The sequence below is a fragment of the Pararhizobium sp. LjRoot238 genome, from assembly GCF_964252955.1.
GTDB lineage: Bacteria > Pseudomonadota > Alphaproteobacteria > Rhizobiales > Rhizobiaceae > Pararhizobium.
Map to the genome: position 1 here is coordinate 594,500 of NZ_CAXUPP020000002.1, position 21,128 is coordinate 615,627.

The 21,128-nt window shown below is 54.6% G+C and carries 15 protein-coding genes, 3 pseudogenes and 1 other annotated feature; of the genes and pseudogenes, 7 read left to right on the forward strand and 11 right to left on the reverse strand.

Annotation, left to right across the window (positions count from 1 at the left end; translation table 11 throughout):
* The first annotated feature begins 62 nt into the window (after positions 1-62).
* Positions 63-1,211, forward strand: a complete 1,149-nt coding sequence (locus ACSQ3F_RS24010; RefSeq protein WP_436102710.1) for an ISAs1 family transposase — start codon at positions 63-65, stop codon at positions 1,209-1,211.
* A gap of 95 nt (positions 1,212-1,306) precedes the next feature.
* Here the strand turns inward: ACSQ3F_RS24010 and ACSQ3F_RS24015 are convergent, their stop codons facing one another.
* The 3 genes from ACSQ3F_RS24015 to ACSQ3F_RS24025 all read right to left on the reverse strand — a co-directional run bounded on the left by ACSQ3F_RS24015 (position 1,307) and on the right by ACSQ3F_RS24025 (position 4,767).
* Complete coding sequence (locus tag ACSQ3F_RS24015; RefSeq protein ID WP_436102711.1) at positions 1,307-2,464, reverse strand: polysaccharide biosynthesis/export family protein; 1,158 nt, start codon at positions 2,462-2,464, stop codon at positions 1,307-1,309.
* Between the two features lie 166 nt (positions 2,465-2,630).
* Positions 2,631-3,611 carry a polysaccharide pyruvyl transferase family protein gene (locus ACSQ3F_RS24020; RefSeq protein WP_436102712.1) on the reverse strand — a complete coding sequence of 327 codons (981 nt, stop codon included), beginning with the start codon at positions 3,609-3,611 and terminating at the stop codon, positions 2,631-2,633.
* 82 nt (positions 3,612-3,693) lie between these two features.
* Positions 3,694-4,767, reverse strand: coding sequence for a polysaccharide pyruvyl transferase family protein (locus ACSQ3F_RS24025; RefSeq protein ID WP_436102713.1), 1,074 nt, complete (start codon positions 4,765-4,767; stop codon positions 3,694-3,696).
* Positions 4,768-5,018: 251 nt separating this feature from the next.
* On the opposite strand from ACSQ3F_RS24025, the gene ACSQ3F_RS24030 reads away from it, so the two are divergent.
* The gene (locus ACSQ3F_RS24030; protein WP_436102714.1) at positions 5,019-6,161 is read left to right on the forward strand and encodes a glycosyltransferase family 4 protein; all 1,143 of its coding nucleotides are present in this window, start codon (positions 5,019-5,021) and stop codon (positions 6,159-6,161) included.
* Positions 6,158-6,874: a hypothetical protein gene (locus tag ACSQ3F_RS24035; RefSeq protein WP_436102715.1), complete on the forward strand. Its 717-nt coding sequence runs from the start codon at positions 6,158-6,160 to the stop codon at positions 6,872-6,874. The genes ACSQ3F_RS24030 and ACSQ3F_RS24035 overlap by 4 nt, the downstream gene beginning before the upstream one ends.
* Positions 6,875-7,311: 437 nt before the next feature.
* Here ACSQ3F_RS24035 and ACSQ3F_RS24040 read toward each other — a convergent pair whose 3' ends face one another.
* From ACSQ3F_RS24040 to ACSQ3F_RS24075, 8 genes and pseudogenes are all read right to left on the reverse strand, one after another.
* Positions 7,312-8,817 (reverse strand): right-handed parallel beta-helix repeat-containing protein, encoded by a 1,506-nt coding sequence (locus tag ACSQ3F_RS24040; RefSeq protein ID WP_436102716.1) that lies wholly within the window; start codon positions 8,815-8,817, stop codon positions 7,312-7,314.
* Positions 8,818-8,873: 56 nt separating this feature from the next.
* Positions 8,874-9,854: a polysaccharide pyruvyl transferase family protein gene (locus ACSQ3F_RS24045; RefSeq protein ID WP_436102717.1), complete on the reverse strand. Its 981-nt coding sequence runs from the start codon at positions 9,852-9,854 to the stop codon at positions 8,874-8,876.
* A 633-nt stretch (positions 9,855-10,487) separates the two neighbouring features.
* Positions 10,488-10,724, reverse strand: a pseudogene (locus ACSQ3F_RS24050) (IS3 family transposase); the annotation flags it as partial.
* A gap of 32 nt (positions 10,725-10,756) precedes the next feature.
* Positions 10,757-11,243, reverse strand: a pseudogene (locus ACSQ3F_RS24055) (DDE-type integrase/transposase/recombinase); the annotation flags it as partial.
* Between the two features lie 67 nt (positions 11,244-11,310).
* Positions 11,311-11,904, reverse strand: a complete 594-nt coding sequence (locus tag ACSQ3F_RS24060) for a group II intron maturase-specific domain-containing protein (RefSeq protein WP_436102718.1) — start codon at positions 11,902-11,904, stop codon at positions 11,311-11,313.
* A 66-nt stretch (positions 11,905-11,970) separates the two neighbouring features.
* Positions 11,971-13,121, reverse strand: a protein-coding gene (locus tag ACSQ3F_RS24065; protein ID WP_436102719.1) for an IS3 family transposase whose coding sequence is annotated in 2 segments (ribosomal slippage) — positions 11,971-12,854 and positions 12,854-13,121 — 1,152 coding nt in all. Because the reading frame shifts where the segments join, the coding sequence is not laid out codon by codon here.
* Between the two features lie 12 nt (positions 13,122-13,133).
* A complete protein-coding gene (locus tag ACSQ3F_RS24070) occupies positions 13,134-14,084 on the reverse strand; it encodes a reverse transcriptase domain-containing protein (RefSeq protein ID WP_436102720.1) in 951 nt (316 codons plus the stop codon).
* Between the two features lie 643 nt (positions 14,085-14,727).
* A pseudogene (locus tag ACSQ3F_RS24075) lies at positions 14,728-15,481 on the reverse strand (IS3 family transposase); the annotation flags it as partial.
* Positions 15,081-15,197, reverse strand: a sequence feature (AL1L pseudoknot). (Overlaps the previous pseudogene by 117 nt.)
* A gap of 707 nt (positions 15,482-16,188) precedes the next feature.
* Between ACSQ3F_RS24075 and gmd the strand changes: the two are divergent.
* From gmd to ACSQ3F_RS24095, 4 genes are all read left to right on the forward strand, one after another.
* The gene (gmd, locus tag ACSQ3F_RS24080; protein WP_436102721.1) at positions 16,189-17,256 is read left to right on the forward strand and encodes a GDP-mannose 4,6-dehydratase; all 1,068 of its coding nucleotides are present in this window, start codon (positions 16,189-16,191) and stop codon (positions 17,254-17,256) included.
* A gap of 4 nt (positions 17,257-17,260) precedes the next feature.
* Entirely contained in the window at positions 17,261-18,199 is a 939-nt protein-coding gene (gene fcl / locus ACSQ3F_RS24085; protein WP_436102722.1) for a GDP-L-fucose synthase, read from the forward strand.
* 186 nt (positions 18,200-18,385) lie between these two features.
* A complete protein-coding gene (locus tag ACSQ3F_RS24090) occupies positions 18,386-19,576 on the forward strand; it encodes a glycosyltransferase (protein ID WP_436102723.1) in 1,191 nt (396 codons plus the stop codon).
* Positions 19,573-21,123, forward strand: coding sequence for a glycosyltransferase (locus tag ACSQ3F_RS24095; protein WP_436102724.1), 1,551 nt, complete (start codon positions 19,573-19,575; stop codon positions 21,121-21,123). Before ACSQ3F_RS24090 ends, ACSQ3F_RS24095 begins: the two co-directional genes overlap by 4 nt.
* Positions 21,124-21,128 lie beyond the last annotated feature (5 nt).

Genomic DNA, 21,128 nt, shown 5'->3' on the forward strand with positions numbered 1-21,128 from the left:
AGCGGTAGCGCTTGACGGTGTTCCTATGATTCATGGGAGGCTTTGATTCTGCGGAGCCTCCCATGCCTAAACCGCTGCAGCCCTCTCGCGCCATCCTCGATCATTTTTCAGCGCTTAGCGATCCTCGGCAAAGCTGGCGGGTGATCTATCCGTTGCCGGAAATCCTGCTTTTGGTTCTCTGCGCGACGCTTTGTGGGATGGAGGATTTCGTGGAGATCCGGCTCTGGGGCGAGGAGCGGATGGATCTTCTGCGGCGTTTCTTAGCCTTTGAGCGCGGTCTTCCGTCCCATGACACCCTCAATGACGTGATCAATGCGCTGGACGCGAACCTGTTCAAATCCTGCTTCACCTCGTGGGTGGAGGCGTTGCGGGACGACGATCCCGAGGTCATCGCCATCGACGGCAAGACCTCGCGCCGAAGCCATGCCCGCGGCAAGGGCCGCGAACCGCTGCATATCGTCTCGGCCTGGGCGAGCCGGCAGCGATTGGTGCTCGCACAGGAGGCGACGGACGCCAAGTCCAACGAGATCACCGCCATTCCGCTGTTGCTGGAACGGCTCGAACTCACCGGCGCGATCGTCACCATCGATGCCATGGGAACGCAGACGGCGATTGCCGAGACTATCGTGCGGCGCGGCGGCGACTATCTTCTTGCCCTCAAGGCCAACCGCCCCGCCCTCCATGAGGAGGTCGCGCGCTTCTTCGCCGATCCGCCCGCCGACATGATCGAACGCGGCAAGATCATCGTCGAAAGCGATCATGGCCGGCTGGAACAGCGCCGCCACACGGTTTGCCACGAGGTCGATTGGCTCTGGTCCGATCGCCGTTACACCGGCGAACCGCACTTCCCGCATCTGGCCATGATCGCCATGGTCGAGAGCCGCACCGAAAGGGCCGGAAAAATAGAGACCGAACGGCGCTACTATCTCTCTTCAGCAAAGCTCGACCCCGGCACATTCGCTGCCGCCGTCCGCGCCCATTGGGGCATCGAAAATCGCTTGCACTGGGTCCTCGATGTCGTCTTCCACGACGATCTCGCTCGTCTCAGGACCGGCTTCGGACCGCAAAACATGGCGGTCGTCAAACACATGGCCATCAACCTCGTCAGATCCGCAAACGACAGGCACAGCCTCAAGGTCAGGCGCAAAAAGGCAAATCTCAACAACGATTACCTCGAAAGCATCATCGTTCAGACGCAGAAATTAACCTGAAGCGATTCCCCTGATCACTAGCGCCAGCGGTGTTGACCTGTGGCGCTTTAAGCTTAGCAAGTTGGCAGCTTTGAGACAGATCCGTCTCTCAAGCGCTAATTTCCCAAATCAGTGAGCGTATTCGAAACGGATGCAGCCTGGGCAATCGGCGCAGCGGTCGAGCTGACAAGTGTTGCAAACTTGCGAACTTCGGCAAGAGACGAGTTCGCTATGTAGATGAGGTCACGATTGCGCAGATTGAAACTCTTCAACAGGAAGAAGCCACTCGGATCGCTGAGATCGACTTGGTAAATGACATTTGCAGCCGACCCATAGGTGGAGAAATTCTTCTCGGGCATGAGCTGACGCAGCAATTCCGTCGATTCCGTCCGATAAATGAAGACGCCCTTCGCATTCGCCCGTTCGTCGTTCAGGCCGCCGACTTTCGCCAGCGCCTGATTGAGATAAAGCTGGGATTCGTCGAACTGGATCGATGCATTAGCGATGGACGCACCAAAAACGGTGAAGCTCCTCGGCTGACGGATCAACGCAACGACGTCATCAGGCTGAACATAGATGTTTTCATTCGGATCGGAAATCAAGCGCTCCATCGGAATGGTCTCGGTGCGGCGGCCACGCGTGATCTGAGCAGAAAGCTGATGGGATTCGATACGGGGGCCACCAGCCATGGCAATAACGTCAAGCAGTTTTTCACCGCGCGGGGAAAGCGGAATTCGCCCGCTGCTTGCCACTTCGCCCGTCACCGTGACCGTGTTGGACACGTTCTTGACCACACTGACAAGAACCTGAGGTTGAACCGCCATCCGGACGAGCGCCTGTTCGATCGATTCCTTGACCTGTTCCGGCGTCCGGTTTGCAGCCTTTATAACACCGGCATAAGGAACGGAGATCGTGCCGGCTTCCGAAACTGGCTGCTCTGGTATCTGGGTTCCGCCGCCGCGGCCCGAACTTGAAAACAAACCGTCTGGCGATGCTTCCCAGATGGAAATAATGACTGTGTCGCCGACGCCGATTAGCGCGGAGCTGCGTTTTTTGGTATTTCCAAGCGATGCAGCGAGCTGCCGGTCAAAGCCCTGAGCCAGAATAGAGACGACATTGGGGGTCACGTTGATGAGCGTGTAGGGCGCATATTGGTCTTTGGCTTCAGCCTGGATCTTGTTTGCGCTGGGGCCCGAGCTCGGCATAGTGCACGACGACATGGCAACACAAACCGCAGCCAATGAAAGTTTGGCGAATTTATCCAAAAACTGCATATGAACCCTGTATCGCCGGACTTGCTAGCAAGCCCATTTTCATAATCAAATTCCGGTGCCGCATTGGATATATCAACACCGGCGCGTAAACAATGACATCAAAGCCGCAGCTCAAGAAAACAACAGTTTTGAGTTAAAAGCGACGCGACATCGTATGTCATTGCGATCAATAGCGGTTTCCTTGCAACACTTCTTGTGAACACCGCCATACCTTGTCCTTGAACTGAACCGCGCGAGGCAGAGGAAACGCATTGAAGAGCGCTTCTCCCGTGTAGCTCAGCGGCTGCCAATGATTGTCGATGAACGCCATTGCCTTTTCCCAATCCGTTTCCTGATGAAGCGGGTGAAGATAACTCAAGACCGAATCCCGATCGGCGCCGCCGTAAAAATCGATCATGCGATGATCGATTGATCGCGATCCGTCGATGGGCAAAAACCCGGACCCGCCATGATTGGTTGAGAACCAGGCGCAAGGAATGTTGTACGTCTCAGCAATGACCAAACCGTGAAGACTGGTGGAAAGAATACGCCGGCAGGAGACGATTTCCTGTATCTTGGCACGCATTCCAGCGATATCGGCGCCGGTATATGTGTTGATTATCTTGATGTTTTGGGAGAGTTCCGGTGGAACCCTGTAGCGTTCGAGGTTCTTGCGCACGGATGCGCGCGCGGTTGCCTCGTCCAGCTCGGAAATGTGGACGATCACGCCCAGTTCGAATTCCTTCTTGAGATCGGCAAACGGAAACACGCGTGGCAGAAACCAGACCGGATCGCCAAAAATGTCGGGAACTTCCACGCCGAGCCTGCGCAGCCCGGCCGCCGTCTGTTTCCCCCGGACCGCATGGACAACGAGTTGCGTGTTGTCGGGAACCCGATAGTCGCCGATGGCGCCAGTCGGTCCTCGCTTCAAATCGAAGCCGGTGCCCCAGACGTGGACCTTGGCCCCATACTGGGCATGGCCGATGGTTCCGACGGCCGTCATTCTCTCGTTGTCGTAATTGAAAGCGGCAGGCTCTATCTTTAATCCCGAAATGGCCGATACCATCACCGCACTGAGCGCGTCGCCCAGGTTCGCATCGGGATGCTGCCCGGTGGTCCAGACCCAGGAGAGACGAATGCGCTCGCTCTTCGTTTCATTGTCCTTCAAAAGTACGCCATCCGCGGGCGACGTGATCTTGCGGCGAAACAGCCGTCTTGCAGCACCCAGACCCACCGAAACCACCATCCTCTTATCGTGCCCGCCGCAAAATGCGCGAAAGCAGGCCGTTCTTGGCACGCACGATCAGCCCCGCTTCTCTCTTCGTCGGGACGGAACGAATTAATGGATGATCGAACGCGCTGCCGGTCGCGCCTTTTTCCAGCATGGACAAACGAAGCGGAAACGATTCGATGAGCGGATCTTCAGAGAGATATTTCGGCTCCCAGACGTCGTCGATGGTCCGGATCAGAGCATCCCAATTCGTTTCTTCCGTGCGCGGCTGGTACCAGACATCGAGATGATCCTGCCCTAAACCGCGATAGAGATCGACAAATCGCAGATCCAGCCCTTCTTCGCTCATAAGATCGATGCGCCCGAGCCCTGATGTTTTCGCTCTCGGTGAGAAATAGAGGCAGGGGATACCGTAAGATTCTGCGAACACCATTCCATGAAGGCTTGTGGAGACAATACGTTTGCAAGCCAGAATTTCGTCGAGCCGTTCCCTCAGGCCCTCAATCGAAACAGGCGTCACCGTATTGATCAACTTGATCGCTTTGCTATCTTCCGAGGCGATATCGTGACGCCTCGAATCGGCTCTGGGATGCGCATCGTGTTCGCGGTCCGCCAGTTCCGACAAATGAAGAATGACGCCCAACTCATAAGTCTTCTTTTTAGGCGCTTGGTGAAAGCGCGGCAGAAGCCATAGGGGATCGCCGTAGACGGCCGGACCGGTTGCATCCGGCGCCAGGATCCGCCGGCTGAACGGGCCGCGGGTGGCGTAGGTATGGATCCTGGTATCTGCGGGCCTGACGTACGGGACCTTTGGCTGATCGGTTTGATTCGGGTTGGCGCTGGGCGATGTTCCGGTTCCCCAAAACGATACGTTTCCGCCAGCAAACATATGACCGATGGTGCCGACCGCCGCCAGCCGTACCATATCCGACTTGGACGCGGTGTGATCGACGGGCAATCCGGACATCATCGATACGATGACAGGTGACAAGGCGTCGCCCAGATTGAGATAATTCTGATCACTGTTGGTCGTCACCCACGAAAGGGGAATTGACTTTTTGGAGCGAACGATTTCAAGGAGTTCTTGCGACAATTTTCACCATTTTCGGCTTTTCCGGATAGAACTGGGATCGGGATATTCCCACAGAATGCACCGCCGTTTCAGTTGCGGCGGCGTATACCATATCGATTTAATATGCGAAAGTGGCGCTTGTGGGAGCAAAAAAAACGGGCGATTGGCTGAGTACGCCGTCCTCTTCCAATTGTTGCAAACGGCCGTTTCTAGATTTGTAGGCATAGATGTATCGTCTTTCAATGAGGTCCCTTTCGATCGAAACACCTCGGGTGCTTTTCGACATTTCACGTCTAGTCCGCAGCTACGAGCAGTCTTTTGCTACCGGCGTGGACCGAATCGATCTTGCGATCGGTCTGGACTTGTTGAAACGATTTGGCTCGGAGTGTCATTTCGTTCACGCAGGCCGACATGGCGTTTGCATCCTGCCGCAGGATCTTGGAAAGGCCGTACTCTCACGCCTCCAACATTTGTGGAACGACGATCCATCTTCCGTGGCGAAGGCGAGTGCGTTGACCAAGCTTCGACTCAAGCACGAGCCACGTGTCCGCAGCCATTTTTTTCCCCCGAGCGACAGAATCGTGTCTGCGCAAACAACGTATGTCGTGGCTTCGCATTCGGGTGTGGGAAAGATTGCGGGAGGGATGAGCGGCCTCGATCCGCATCGGAAAATGCAGCGTCTGATCTACATTCATGATCTGATCCCCATCGAGTATCCGGAATATCAACGGCCGGAGACGAAGCAGCAGTTTTCGAGCTTTTTGAAAGAGCTGACGGATGCGCCTGTGATCGCCGTCAGCAATTCGAACGATACCGATCGGCGCGTCAAGAAATTCGCGGCGGAGAATGCCTGGCAGCTCGCAGCCACCGACGTCATCGTGCCAACGCTTGATTTCAGACTTATGCCAGCGACGCCTCTAACACCGTCCGTCAGCGCATTTCTAGAAAATAGCAGTCCCTATTTTGTCATTCTCGGAACAATCGAACCTCGAAAAAACCATCTTCTGCTGCTGCAGATTTGGCGTGAGTTGTCTCAGCTTAAAAACCAGCCGCGTCTCTGCATTATCGGAAAGCGGGGCTGGGAAAATGAAAATGTGGTAGACATGTTGGAACGTTGCCCGGCGATAACGGATACGGTATTCGAATTCGCCGATCTTTCTGATTTTGAAGTTCAGACAGTGCTGCAACACGCCACGGCGCTTCTGTTTCCCTCCTTTGCGGAGGGGCTCGGGCTTCCCATGTTGGAGGCTGCAGCCCTCGGCGTTCCATGTGTCGCCTCCGACATTCCAGTGTTTCGTGAAATTGCACCGGCCAGCACGACGTTTTTGAGTCCTCTGGATGGAGCGGGCTGGTTGGCCGAGATCGTCTCGCGGGCGGGCGATGTGCACAATAACCAGATGAAAGACCAATCTTGAGCATCAGCTTCACCAATGTTCACAAGACGCTGCGCCAGAAGACGTCGCGGACCAAGGTCCTTGAGGGCGCAGACGCTGAATTTATCGGTGACCGGCTCACCGGCGTTCTGGCGTCGCCCGGCAGCGGGAAGACGACGCTTGCCAATCTGACGACGGGAAAATTGCGCGCCGATATAGGCCGGGTGCGACGCTCGTCGCTGGTTTCCTTCCCCGTTGCCTCCGGGGGGGTTTTTAACGGCGCTTTGACAGGTCGAGAAAATCTCGCGTTCCTTTGCCGTGTGTTCGGCTTCGATCCTGTTCCAATCATCCGCTTCGTCGTGGATTTCACGGAAATTGGAAAGGCAATCGACAAGCCATTCAAGGACTTGAACCGCGATGAACGCACGAAACTTCTGTTCACATCCTGCTACGCTATCCCGTTTGAGACCTACATCGTCGATGAAAGCTTAGTCGGTGGTCGCGCCGCCTTCAGGCTACGATGCGAGGAGCTTGTTCTGGAAAGAATGCAGTCTTCGGGCTTCCTGATCATGACCTCTTCGCCCAACCTCATCAAAAAATACTGCAATGACGTCTTCGTCATCGACAATTTCAAAATATTGGAAATGACCTCGGTAGACGAAGCCGAAATGTTTCTGGGTGCCGACCGTCTGCGAGCGGGTAACGGCGAGCTCGAATTTGTTGGCGAGACCGATGAAAGCCAAATCTTGGAATAGCAGCTTTACGGCCTGCAGTTCGCGTTGCGGCTTCAAGAGCCGTTTCTCATCGCGTGCCTCCATGAACTGGACACCTCTATTTACCGGCTGCCGTTGAGTTGATGGGGGTGTAAAGCCGTCTTCCGGTGAACCTGGCGAGGAATCCTGTCATTTTTGATAATGATGCCGCCTCGGCGGCATGCATTCCGGCCCTTCGGCCCCTCGGCGTCATGCCGCCTGCGGTTTTCCGGTCAGCCAGACATAGCGGAGCATGTTGTAGGCGATATTGGCCATGCCAATCTTGACCTTCGCTCTGCTGATGCCGATGAAGAGCTTCATCCGGTCCTTCTCAAAGAGCGATAGGCGCTATCGGCCCGTGAGCGTCCGGTGGCCTGCTTTTACTCCGCCACACCGGCCTGTTTTTGATCCGCCGTTGACACACAGCCGTGTCGGCAGGCTCAGGTTGTCGCAGAATCGTTGAAGGCATGCAGCGTGTCGAGCCCGACGATTTCTGGAGCGACTGTGCAGACGTTGTTCATGATACGGTTGAAATTAGCGGTTCCCGTCTCAAGCACAGGAACAGCGCCATCATCAAATATATTCGAGCTGACGACGCTTTTCGTCGTACTTGATAATACGACGCCGGTCCCGCCACCAGTCTCAAAGACATTATTGGCAACAGAGATTCGCTCGCTATCTTCGGCTCTTATACATTCGGGAGACGCATTTAAAGCGTGCTTGCTGAACGAATTCCCTGACATCGAAACTAGCTTACTTCTACGAAGATGTATGGCTGCTGCAGCGCCACCACCACCGTACTTCTTAGCAACACACCCGGTTATGCTTACTCGCTCACAGTTAGTTAGTGAAGCAAAGGAGCGACCTAAGGAGTCAGCCTGGCAAGCATTTATTATCAGGTCCGTGACACCATCCGCAGCAATTAGTGTGCCGTTTACGCCGTCCCCGCCGGCAATATTTCCGCCCCACATGGATGTCACTCTAACATCTTCAATCGCTGGCATATCTCCTCTGCGAATGTAAAGAGCAGGCAAACCGTCTGGTGTACTGTCGGTATGAAATCCGTCCAAGTGTAGGAAGTGAACGGGGTCTTCATTCTCGCCCGGCATGAACTCGCTCCCATCTGGCCTGGTTTCAGCGAATGCACCAATGCGGTTGGTGCATTGGAGCATATTCACATTCCCTCCAGTCTGCAGCCCGTTCGCGCCATGTAACAAGAAACCGATATCGCCAGCCATGAAGTAGCAGTCAGACATCATCGCAGTATTATCGCAACCGTGATGCGTAGCTGCAGATATTGCCTTCATCCAGAAATATCCGCGAATTGATCTAGGCTTGCCAACAGATGTGCACTTCGTGATGAGCGCATTCACCGTATATTCTTGAGTGATGCACCAACGCAAATTTTGAAACTGCACATTCTCGATGACAGGATTGTGCATCCATACCAACTCTATACCATAACTGTAAAATTGATTCTTGCCTGCCCCTATAATAGTTAGATCTCGAACTGCGGCTCGGCCTACCAGATTCTTCTCATCCCCCTTTCCGCTAAACGCTGGCTCGCTTCCAGTTACCTGTATCCTCGTCCCCTCTTTAGTGTCCCCGCGCCATTCGATACCATCCTGCATTGGAATGCTGCCGACAACAGGATATCTACCACCAGGGATGTAAATCCCCCCGAGACCGGGCCGCCCAGCGCCGCCCGGGTTGATCCTGTCACATATTGCTTGGAAATATGGAGTCGCATCTCCGGAAAAAAGACCAGTTCGAAAATCAGCCTGCAAGGCTTCAGGAACAACATCGTATAGGCTTGCGCTGCCTTGGAGGGCACCCTCTCCACTAGCCGGAGTAATTTTTTTTGCGAAACTAACTCTAGCTAACTGGTCTGCAGAATAACCCCCGCCAGCAAACATCCCGGATCGCAGAAATGATCGACGATCCATAGTGTCTCCTGTAGATTATCTGTCCGACAATTCAGAGCAATACCAGAAAAAACGCGTCACGCAGATTTAGCGTCTTTTATTCTCCGGACAAACCTGAGCCCAGATGCAATAATTTCGGCCGTGGAGAGTCGGAAATCGATTTGCGGAAGGTTATTCTCTCTTGCAAACGCTCCATATTTATGCCCTCCAGGCTCTCCGAGAAAGGCTGCTTGCGCGCCAAGAATCTTGGCCATGACTAGTGAATGGTAGCGCCAGGCAATGACCCCGTCAACTCTTGCGTAATATTCGAGCAATGCTTCCACGTCTACTGGAAATGGCAATGCGTCAATCAAGCCTCTTGATGCCTGCCAAAAGTATTCTCCATAAATCACGTCATTTTGAGCAATCACATTGAAGTGACGCGTGTGTGGTATGTAGATGAATTTTGCAATATCATTTGATTGCTTTGCAATCTCCGTGTAAACGTGAAGAGCTTTTTTTCGGTGATCAGCATCATGATAGAACGGTACCGCCGAATGGCTTATGCCAATTGTAACGAGTTTGCTATCTAGAGCGCGTGGGGGTAAATCTCTAAGCTCCAGCACGAAATCCGGTTTATAAATTGCTCGATCAGTCACGCCGGTTGACTTTAAAACTTCGACGGAATGCTCATCTCTAACGCTTATCTCAGAGCAAAGAGAAAAGAACTCCTTAGCCGCATCAACCGCCACGTGGACCCCTTGTGCCCCCAGCCTTTCCGCCTTCACATCGCAGCCAATCGCTTTCGCATCTCGTGCACATTTCGCCATTGCTTCAGCATGACTGGCCGCCCAGAATAGGCCACCACCCGCAAATATCAGGGTATCGCTGTGATGCAGGTATCTTTCTGGGTTTGCAAGAAACTCGAAATGGTCGATGAATCCAATGGGCTCTCTCAGGAACAATTTGCCATAAGCGATGACTTTACAGTTCTCTTTACCGTATCGCTGCAAAGCCGATTTTAAGATTGCGTCGTCACCGAGGTTGCCGGTTCCATAAGCGCCATATAGAAATATCATCCAATAACCCTAGAGCTGAATTTCAAGCTACGTTGCGGCACATTTCGGCCAAGGGTAGGCTTTTGTCAATACTGGGGTAACAGCTTACGAAACGATGGAGCGATTTGCAACGCGGCGCCAGACGATGCCGTCACCAAATGGCGGCGTGTGCCCACCGACGTCATCCGTTACCATAATCATGCGGCCTTGCCAAAAATAGAGAAGCGGCCAACAACGAAGCTTGGCTGATCTAAACCCTTAAAATTGCGCTTGGACCTTTTGAGTTTGCAGAAGAAATTCTCGATGAGAGGTCACCATCTGTACGGTTCTGCATCCAACGGCAGTGGTAAAGCGTGTCGTGGATGCTGTGAGATGAAATCAGGGACATGGCCCGCGATCCCAACCTGTTGGAGTGATGCGTCGCTCGATGCCGTTATTTATTGGCTGGTTTTCACGGTTAACGGGTTGACAGCAGCCGGGTCTTCCTTCCCCTGGCGACGCTCACAGAATTCGAACGCTCCGAGTGAAGGAGACCCTCTCGGCAACCCCGGGAGGGTCTCCTTGCTGGATAGGTTCCCGTCTGTCGTCGCTGATTTTCTCTTGCCGAAGAGGTGTTGGCGGTTCCGGGGCGATCTCGTCGATGATCTTCGGCGAACTGACATTCCTAGACTGAGGGCTGCGAACCTGCGTCGAACATGGCTCCATACCGATCTCCCGCAGCAGCGATTTCGTATCCTTCGCGGTGAAGCACGAGCCGTTGTCCGTGAGTCATTCGATGGGCTTTGGAAGGGTGTTGATCCGAACGAAGCGGTTCTCTGCAGCGGTGATGACCTCCTGAACGACCTCGCTCTTGATGCCTTCGGTGGTCGCGACATGGGAGATAGTGAACCGCGCCGGGTTTGCCGGAGGCCGTTTGGTTTAAGTTATGCGGCCAATGCTGGTTCGTCCAGCATGGCGTAATATCGCTCCTCGGCTTCGGCTGGCGGGATATTGCCGATGGGCTCCAGCAACCGTCGGTGATTGAACCAGTCGACCCATTCAAGGGTAGCGAATTCGACAGCTTCGAAGTTTCGCCAGGGACCGCGTCGATGAATGACCTCGGCCTTGTAAAGACCGTTGATCGTTTCGGCCAGCGCATTGTCGTAGGAGTCGCCGACGCTGCCAACGGAGGGTTCTATCCCTGCCTCTGCCAGTCGCTCAGAGTATTTTATCGACACGTATTGGGCAGTCCGAATGGTGGACGAGCCCGCCGCGATGAACTGGCCGCCGATCATGGAGTGCCTGCTCCAATGCATCGAGGACGAAGCTGGCATGAGCGGTGCGGCTCACGCGCCAGCCAACGATGCGACGGGCGAACGCGTCGATCACGAAAGCCACGTAAACGAAGCCCTGCCAGGTGGCCAGTAGAGTAAGAAGCGCAGATGCGCTTCTCCTCCCCGAACCGTACTTGCACCTTTCAGCGCATACGGCTCTCTATTCAAGCTTGGCCCATGGCCATTGCAACATCATGATAGTGCGATGTGACGGTACTGCGGTTTTCGATCCGGAAGATGTATGGATTCGCCTCCGGATTGCGCCACCGGAACTGCGCCTTGGGGCTTGAGACAAGCCGTTGCAACGCTTTTCCGACGGGGCCGCCGCGTTCATTTCGACCAAACACGAGCCAGGTTTTCGCCTTGCCCGGTTCCGGGACCCGGTACCATTTTCGCATCAAGGGTTTGATGCGGGAGCGGTATTTGTGTCCCAGACAATGCGCCATTTTCCAAAACACGACATGGTCGATGCGTCGGAAGACGTACGCCGTGAAGTCGGTGAACTTGTAGAACGCCGCCCATCCCACCAACTGGCGGTTCAGGCTGGCGATCATATCGACCGTGCTGACACTATGATTGCCGGAAAGGATTTCGGTAAGTCTGCGAGCAAACCCCTTGGCCTTTTCCTTGGGTATCGTCGTGACGACGGACATCCGTCCGTGCGCCCCTCGCTTGCGGATGATCCGGTGCCCCAGAAAGACGAAGCCATCATTGACGTGAGTGACATGGGTCTTCTCCATGTTCAGCGTCAACTTCAACTCACCTTCCAGAAGCGCCCGGCATTCCTTGGACTTGCTTCGGAAAAGTGGAGAGGCGATTTCAGATCATGCGGCCAGTCTCTCGAAGTGTGCGGGGCTTAAATAATCAAGCGCCGAGTGCCTGCGAACGGGATTGTAGAAGCCGTCGATGTAACGGGCAATGGCAATTTCGGCGTGGTCTCGCGTTTGATAGATGGTCCTCCAGATCAGTTCTGATTTCAACGTTTTGAAGAACGTTTCGACCATCGCGTTGTCGTAGCAATTTCCCTTTCCTGACATCGAGATCAGAATGCCTTTGCTGCGCAGCAGCGCCTGATAGTCAATCGAACAATATTGACTGCCGCGATCGGAATGATGGATCAGGCCAGGCTTTGGACGACGCATGACAATGGCTTTTCGAAGAGCATTGACTGCCAGTTGGCGATGTAGCCGATCGCCGACATGCCAGCCGACGACGCGGCGAGAGAACAGGTCGATGACAACGGCAAGATAGAGCCAACCCTCGCGGGTCCATACGTAGGAAATATCAACACCCCATTTCTGGTTTGGCCCGGTCGCAGCGAAGTCCTGATCGATGATGTTCGGCGCGACCGGAAACGCATGCTGGCTATCCGTGGTGCGCTTGAACCGCCGCTTTTGCCGGGCATGGAGGCCATTTTCTCGCATCAGCCGGGCAGTTCGTCGTCGACCGATGGCAAAGCCGCAGTCTTGCAATTCTCGCGTCATGCGTGGACTGCCATAGGTCTCGTGAGAAAGCGCATAGGCCGAGCGCACATGCGCCAGCATCACCATATCCTCGTGCTGCCGACGACTGGCGGGTCGATCCTTCCAGGCAAAATAGCCGCTCTGGCTGACGCCCAGAACCTTGCAAAGACGGTATGCGGGGAATTCCGTTTTCGCCTGGTCGATGAAGCGGAACTTCATCGACTTCCCTCCTTGGCGAAAAAAGTTGCGGCACGCTTCAATATCTCGCGTTCCTGCCGCAGGATTTCGTTCTCCCGGCGTAACCGTTTCAACTCGGCCACCATGTCCTCGGTGGCAGCCGCCCCTGTCGGCGCATCCATCGCCTGATCACGGCTACGGCCGATCCAGCGCACCAGCGTCGATAGGCCGACGCCCAAATCCTGGGCGATCTCGCGCTGCGTCCGGCCGCTCGTCTGCGCTAGGCGCACTGCCTCCTTCTCAAATTCTTTCGTAAAATTCTTCTGCTTCGGCATTCCGGTTTCCTTTCAACTCAAGAAAACCTCTCCACTTTTCCGAAGCAAGTCCACCTCGCGGATTTCCTCTGCCTGAGCCTTGGTTCCTTTTACGATCACGACAAAGTCGTCAGCGTATCGACAGTAGGCGACGGCCGGTTTCCATTGCCGGTTCTCGCGAACCGTAATGGGCCTGCCTTGCTGGATGCCGAAGTTCCATGCCCATCGATCCTTGCGGGCTTTCTTGTTCAGGTATTTCGTCTCCAGCCACATATCAAACTCGTGGAGCATGATGTTGGACAGGAGCGGGGACAGAACGCCACCTTGCGGAACACCCTCGCTGGAGGCCATGAACAGGCCACGATCAATGTGACCTGCTTTCAGGAGCCGATAGAGAAGATCAACGAACCGACCGTCCTGCACCCGTCGCCGCACGCATTTCAGAAGCAGCCGGTGATGGACCGTGTCGAAGTAGCTGGCCAGATCACCTTCGATGATCCAGCGGCCCCTCGTCGTATCGGCTCCATCCTGTAGCTGTATCCTCACGGTGCGGACGGCATGATGCACGCTCCGTTCCGGCCGGAAGCCGTAGGACAAACGATGGAAATCGCTCTCCCAGATCGGCTCCATGGCCATCAGCATGGCGCGTTGGACGATGCGATCCGTCAGGGTCGGAATACCCAGTGGTCGTAGCTTGCCGTTGGATTTCGGGATATAGATTCGCTTGACCGGCTGAGGGCGATAACTCTCCTCCAGCAGGCTTGTCCGCAAGCCGTCCAGATGCTGATCCAGTTTGACCTGCAGTCGTTGCTTGTCCATTCCGTCGATGCCCGGTGTTCGTGCGCCACTTGACGCCAAAACGATCCGGGCAGCCTCGGCAAGCCATTCCCGGTTGGCAATAAGCCGAAGAAGCCGATCGAACCTTCGGTTCGGATCGTGTTCGGCCCATGTTGCGAGCTTGTGCTGCATTTCGCTGATTATCAAAGGTCTTCACCTCGCTTGGTCAGATAGTTTGCACTTCAAGCAGTTTGAACTGTTCCCCTTCGCCATGTGGCAGGCTTTCCCTGCCGCGGACTACTACGAGAACTCCGCCAACACGATGGACATCAGGGTCAACTCCCTTGCGACGCAGAACTTCGTTGTCATTCCATCATGCCTTCCCTCGTTCATATGCTGGACGTCTGCGTATTGGTGAGGCTGCCGGTCGCAGTCTTTTCCCTTGCTTTCCGCAAGTCGATGCCGATGCCATGGTCTGGCTGCATTCTCCCCATGGCTGCCACGGACAGCCTACGTGTTCGTCCGTGTTGGGATGACGCTGGCATACATCTCAGGCGTCATCATCAGCATTTCGCCTGTTAAGCCGTGTAGGCGAAGGCGACATTCCAGCCCTCAGATGCGGGTTAACCGGTTCGTGTTCCTCAACCTTCCAATACTTCAGCCTCGGGAACCATCTCGGCGTAACGGCTTCGCCTCAATCCCCTTTACCTGCGGGCTACGTCACCCTGCCAGTTGACGGCAGGTCACCGCCGCTTGGGCTCATGCCCCCTTACAGCAGAGGGCAGGCAATCCTTCGCATCCTCCTTTCTCTTTTGCATTCCAGTCATATGCCTCCCCGATTGGGGCGAGGCGCACCGTAGGTGAAATCGGAAAGCCACAGCATGTTTGGCCTTGGTGCGCGAAACTGGCGGTTTACCCGGTCGAGAGGACATGGAGCCGCTTTGTCGCTGACGGTCGTGCGTGCGGATCGGCTTGCCACGAATAATGCCTTGGAGACCCATTGCCCTCATAAGCCGAGCGACAGTGCATCGAGCGATGTCGAAGCCTTCCCGCTGCAACTGCCGCCAGACTTTCCGCACGCCATAGACCCTGAAGTTCTCATTGAACACCCGGCGTATCTCGATCTTCATGGCCATGTCCGCGGGCGCGGACCGACAAGCGATCCACGTCCAGCCGTTTGGCGATGGCGTCATAATAGGTGGACGGGGCAATCGGCAGCAACTTGCAGATCGGCTCGACCCCGAGCTCTGAGCGGTGTTCATCGATGAAAGAAATCATCGCTTCAGTGGGCGGTCGAGCTCCGCCTGGGCGAAATAAGCAGACGCCTTGCGCAAAATCTCGTTGGCCTGACGAAGTTCGCGGTTCTCGCGCTCCAGGGCCTTCATCTTCTCGGCCATATCGCTCGGCAACCCGGCTCGCTTGCCAGTATCGACTTCCGCCTTCTTGGCCCACTCATTGAGCGTATGCGCCGAGCAGCCGATCTTGGCAGCTATCGAGGAGACTGCCGCCCAGCGGGAGGGATGTTCGGCTTCGTGGTCGAAAACAAGCCGCACCGCCCGAGCGCGGACTTCAGATGAAAATTTGTTTGTTGTCTTGCTAGTCATGGCTCCACTTTCTCAGAAGTTGGAGCCTCCGGCAAACCCGGCGCGGTTCAAAGCCTCACGGTCACAGAAGTCGAGGGCGGCGAAGGCAACGCGGACTTTCTCTCTGTTGTCGCACTCGGGGCGCTTCCACAGATAGCCATAATGGGCACATTACCTTGCTCACTTAATAAGTGGGAGATCGTGTCTTGAGATTTATGGGGCTATTTCAGTTTGTGCTCCGGCTGATTCGCCTTGCCGTAGATTCTGCCATGAGCGCCGTGGGCCACAGGGGCGCCGTACGACATTTTGGCTACCCCCGACACGGTGCGCCGCTGCCGTCCGGCCATCGGGGCGAGTCCTTAGAACGACAAGTGTCGATCACGACAACCAGTACCGCGTAGACATCGATCGCAGGACCAGTAGGTCGATGCGAGAAGGCAAAGGGCGGCGCTTATCATCATTGAGAGAATGTCGATCGAGATAACACATGCCGTCGCAGTACTGGCGTCACGACGTGCTGCCGAGGTGGACAGAGGCCGCTAAAAGCGCTACCGACATCGCGCGCGGGGCGGTTAAGAGTTTGGTGCACAGTATGTGAGCTCTCTTGTGTCGCCCCAATAGAAGTCGCCGAGACGGCATTCGCTCTTAGGCTGTAATCGTCCAGAGGCCTTGCCGGATCTCGCGATCTGTTTTAACCAGCCCCTGTGACTGGAATTGGAGAACTGAAATTGGCGGACCAGAAAGTAGCTTTGATATCTGGCGTGACAGGTCAAGATGGGGCTTATCTCGCCCAATTGCTTCTTGATAAGGGCTATATCGTCCACGGCATCAAGCGTCGCTCTTCCTCGTTCAACACGGAACGCATCGAGCATATTTATCAGGATCCGCATGATGCGAATGCCCGATTTTTCCTTCATTACGGCGATATGACAGATTCGACGAATCTGATCCGCATCGTTCAGCAGACTCAACCTGACGAGATTTACAATCTCGCAGCGCAGAGTCATGTGCAGGTGAGTTTTGAAACGCCGGAATATACAGCCAACGCTGATGCCATTGGTGCATTGCGGATGCTGGAAGCCGTCCGAATTTTGGGTCTGACGAAGAAGACGCGTTTCTACCAGGCATCGACGTCCGAGCTTTATGGACTGGTGCAAGAGGTTCCACAGAGCGAAACGACGCCTTTCTATCCTCGCTCGCCTTATGCCGCGGCAAAGTTGTATGCCTACTGGATCGTGGTCAACTATCGCGAAGCGTATGGCTTGCACGCTTCCAACGGGATTCTCTTTAACCATGAGAGCCCACTACGCGGCGAGACGTTCGTTACCCGCAAAATTACGCGTGCTGCGGCGGCCATAAGCCTCGGCAAGCAGGACATGCTTTACCTTGGAAATCTGGACGCACAGCGTGACTGGGGACATGCGCGAGAATACGTGCGGGGCATGTGGCTGATGTGCCAGCAAGAAAAGTCGGATGACTATGTCCTCGCGACCGGCGTGACCACATCGGTTCGACAGTTCGTAGAGTGGGCATTCGAGGAGACTGGAAAGACCATTGAATGGAGAGGCGGTGGGATCGAAGAAAAGGGCTTCGATGCTGAAACGGGAAAATGCCTCGTTGCCGTGGATCCGCGGTATTTCCGGCCGACCGAGGTGGATCTGCTCCTGGGCGATCCCAGCAAGGCCCATCTGGTTCTCGGTTGGAGGCATGAGACGGATGTCAGGCACCTTGCCCGTGAGATGGTGAGGGAGGACCTGAAAATCATGAAGACCAGCACCGTGATGAAAGAGGCGTAACTTCATGTATTCCTTGAGCGGTAAGCGCATCTGGGTTGCGGGTCACAGGGGTATGGTTGGTAGTGCCGTGGTGCACGCGCTTGCATCCGAAGATTGCGAGGTCTTGTCAACCGATCGAAAGACAGTGGATTTGACACGCCAAGCCGACGTGGAGGCTTTTCTGTCGAGGGAACGGCCACATGCTGTTGTCATGGCTGCGGCAAAAGTTGGCGGAATTCTTGCCAATGATAGCTTTCCTGCTGATTTCATCTATCAAAACCTGATAATGGAAGCGAATGTAGTTGAAGCTTCGTTTCACAGCGGGGTTGAAAAACTGCTCTTCCTAGGATCGAGCTGCATCTATCCGAAAAACGCCGAGCAGCCGATAGACGAAGATGCTCTCCTGACTGGACCGCTTGAACCGACAAACGAGTGGTATGCCGTCGCAAAGATCGCTGGCATAAAACTATGCCAGGCCTATCGGAAGCAGCACGGGGCAGATTTCATTTCCGCGATGCCGACAAATCTCTATGGCCCCCGTGATAATTTCGATCTGTCGTCGAGTCATGTCCTGCCTGCACTGATGCGCAAGGCCTACGAAGCGAAGGTTCAGGGTAGGAGCGAAATAGTCGTCTGGGGCACCGGAACCCCGCGCAGAGAGTTTCTCTACAGTGAGGACTGTGCGGACGCTCTCGTCTTCCTCTTGAAAAATTATTCCGACGCGCGGCATGTCAATGTGGGTTCCGGAAGCGACGTAACCATTGCGGAGCTTGCGCGTCTGGTGTGCGATATCGTCGGCTTTAGAGGACATATTGTTTTCGATGAAACCAAGCCGGATGGGACGCCGCGGAAGCTGATGTCCGACCAAAAGTTGAGGTCGATGGGTTGGTCCCCCAAAAACTCCCTAGAAGCCGGTATCGAAAAGTCGTTTCGGTGGTTTATCGAGAATGTTGCTCAGAAGTAGTTATAAGAGCCGCGCCATACATGCCGCGGCTCGTTTCTGCTCATTTTTCCGCGGCCAACTTCTGTGGTTCAAGGTTTTTGGAATAAATAGAGAGAGCTGGGCTGATGCTCGCCGGCTTTAGCGAAAGATATATTACCTGGCACTACGCCGTGCAGCGTGTCTCAGAGACTTGAAAAGGTATCGTAAATGAGGTTGTTTATCTGCGACCCCGCATGCGTCCAATCATTTGGACATAATGTCGTCGCACTGAAGTATTTTCGTGACGCTTTCAAGGAGAATTTCTCTGATGCGATTGCTCTATGCTGTAAAGAGCTTGATCAAAAGCTAGCTAAATTTTACGATTTTGAGCCTTTTTATCAGTTTTACTACGACGGATACATACAATCGCCGAATCATCAACCACTGGGGGCCGATAAGCTTCGTGATTGCCCTCTTCGATACATCGATGTGCTTGAATGGGTCGCAACCGAGGACGCGGTTAAGATGGTATCACAGTTCGCGATTTCAGCGAATGACGCCGTCTTCTTTCCCCATCTTGATTTTTACGGCGTGGCGGGTGCCATCAACGCTTTCCTCGAGATGCCTGCATCCTCTCGCCCCACCTTGTATTTACGATTTATCGGTGTGATGGAGAACGCGAGCCCGAGTTATCGTGATCCGACTCCTGAGTTGATCGCGAGGATCAGGCGGGCGAAGGAGCAAGGACTGAAGATTTCTTGCAGTGCCGAGACGCCGCGACTTGCTGATTTCCTCGCGGTGCTTTTGGGGGATGTGGTTTCCGTAACGCCCTATCCCGACTTCGGATCTCCCATGCCACTACCTAGCGGCGCGGAGTTTACTTACTTCTGCCCCGGTTCCGCTCGTTTCGACAAGGGTTTCCTCACGCTCGCTGAAATTTTCTCGCAAGTCAGGCGCCGCTCTCAAGATCTCAAGATTCGCTTCATAACGCAGTCTCTGCCTTACCGAGAAGGAAAGCATTGGCAAAATTACACGTCCGCACTTTACGCCATCCCCGGGGTGGAGGTCTGCGAGCCGACCATCAGCGAAGCTGCGATGCTCGACAACTACCGAAGGTCGTCTGCATTGCTGCTCCCCTACGACACGACAATCTATGAGCGTCGTGGATCGGCAGCAATGATGGAAGGTGTTTCCTTCTGCCGACCGGTGATCACGTATGATGGATCTGCGTTTGCAGATCAGGTACGCTACTATGGGTGCGGTCTGGTGGTTTCTTCACCAGAAGAGATGGTTGACGCCATCTTCAAGTTGGCTCAAACGCCGAGAGAAACAATGGCCATTCAGACAATGCAGTCGAATTATCGCTTCAGGAAGGACGTTAAACAATCTTACGCGTCTTGGCTCCCGGTGCAGTCATGAAAGTTCTTTTCGTCGATCACAGTTACCATCAGATCACCTCTTCGAGTAACTTCTTTGTTGAGCTGCTTCGCCAGTTCTTCGATGTGGAGGTCTTTTACGCTGATCCCCAGACGCCTCAGGATATACTAAAAATAAGCGAAGCGACCGGCCATGACGTCGCCGTTTTGTGGCAGATGGATTTCCTTGCGCCGTATTTTCTAGCAAGAAGCATCCCGACCGTCGTCATTCCCATGTATGACGGTTCAGGGCCAATGCCGGACTTGCATTGGCTTTGGTCGCGGAAGGCTAAATTCATCAACTTCAGCCGGCGTCTCCACGAGCGCGTCAGAAGCTTCGGCGGAGATTCGCTGCTAGTCCGTTACTACCCCGAGCTTAAAGTCGACGCGCGCCTGTCAGACAAGCATGAGGATGTACGGGTGTTCCTCTGGCAGAGGCGCCCTGAACATAGCATCAATCTGCACGCGATTGAGAGGATGTTCGGGGACTCTCTGAGCGCTGTTCATATCCATAACGTTCTCGATGACCCGTCAATCGATGCCGAGTCTTTCCTGGCGACGGAACGTCAGGACTATGAGCTCAGTTTTTCTAAATGGCTCCCTTCGAAGGAAGCTTACGGAGAACTCTTAGAGCAATTTAATTTCTTTGTTGCGCCGCGCCGCGCCGAAGGGATCGGCATGAGCTTTCTCGAAGCCATGGCGCGCGGCATGATTGTGTGCGGTCACGACGATGCGACGCACGACGAATACATATCGAATGGCGTTAACGGGTTTCTGTTCAACGCGGACGCGTCCCAGAAGATCGACGTAGGATCCGCCGCCCAGCGACGACAGATGAGCGCCATGGCGATCAAGTCTGTAGAGGACGGCCATATGGCGTGGCTCGATTCTAAGTTGAAAATCATAGATTTCATAAAACAGGCTGAGCCAGTCCTCCCATCGGTCCCTCAACTGGTTTCCGAGGATTTTCTTCGCGGATTGATCGCGTCATATTACGCGAGCCTGCACGCGTACAACTCTTTCCTCGCTCGAAACCTGAGCTTTGGATCCGATCTAAGCGGTGTCCATCTCGAAGATGTTCTAGATGACAACTTCAATTACAACCCGTCGGCAAAAAATCCGCCACGACAGGGCCAACTGAGGTCAGCTGCGGACCGGATGCCGTGGCTCAACCAGAACAGTCTTCGTTCAGAAGAACTGGCAGATGGCGCTTATATCTTGGACGGCGCAGTGAGGCTGCGAGATAACATCGCATGGGTCGCGGGAGAGAAGCTGGTGCTTGGCTTTCGAGTCGATGTCAGGACCGCAGCCGCCAGCAAGCTAATGATCAACATCAAGCGGCTGGTAACCGACCCGGTACGTTATTGCCTCATCTTGAACAACGTTCTACTCGATGCGGGGCCGCTAACAGATCAAAGCGTTATTGAGGTGCCAATACCGCTGCGAGCAATACGCATCGACAATGAACTTCACCTGCAAATTGAAATGGTAACGAACAGTGAATCGTCGAATGGCGAGACTGCCGGCATCCAATCTATCGTGTTCGGTTAGAGTGG

What these genes read in the sequence shown, in the direction of transcription:
- ACSQ3F_RS24015 (WP_436102711.1), bottom strand. Translation starts at nt 2,464, where the DNA reads ATGCAGTTTTTGGATAAATTCGCCAAACTTTCATTGGCTGCGGTTTGT.
- ACSQ3F_RS24010 (WP_436102710.1), top strand. Translation starts at nt 63, where the DNA reads ATGCCTAAACCGCTGCAGCCCTCTCGCGCCATCCTCGATCATTTTTCA.
- ACSQ3F_RS24045 (WP_436102717.1), bottom strand. Translation starts at nt 9,854, where the DNA reads ATGATATTTCTATATGGCGCTTATGGAACCGGCAACCTCGGTGACGAC.
- ACSQ3F_RS24095 (WP_436102724.1), top strand. Translation starts at nt 19,573, where the DNA reads ATGAAAGTTCTTTTCGTCGATCACAGTTACCATCAGATCACCTCTTCG.
- ACSQ3F_RS24040 (WP_436102716.1), bottom strand. Translation starts at nt 8,817, where the DNA reads ATGGATCGTCGATCATTTCTGCGATCCGGGATGTTTGCTGGCGGGGGT.
- fcl (WP_436102722.1), top strand. Translation starts at nt 17,261, where the DNA reads ATGTATTCCTTGAGCGGTAAGCGCATCTGGGTTGCGGGTCACAGGGGT.
- ACSQ3F_RS24090 (WP_436102723.1), top strand. Translation starts at nt 18,386, where the DNA reads ATGAGGTTGTTTATCTGCGACCCCGCATGCGTCCAATCATTTGGACAT.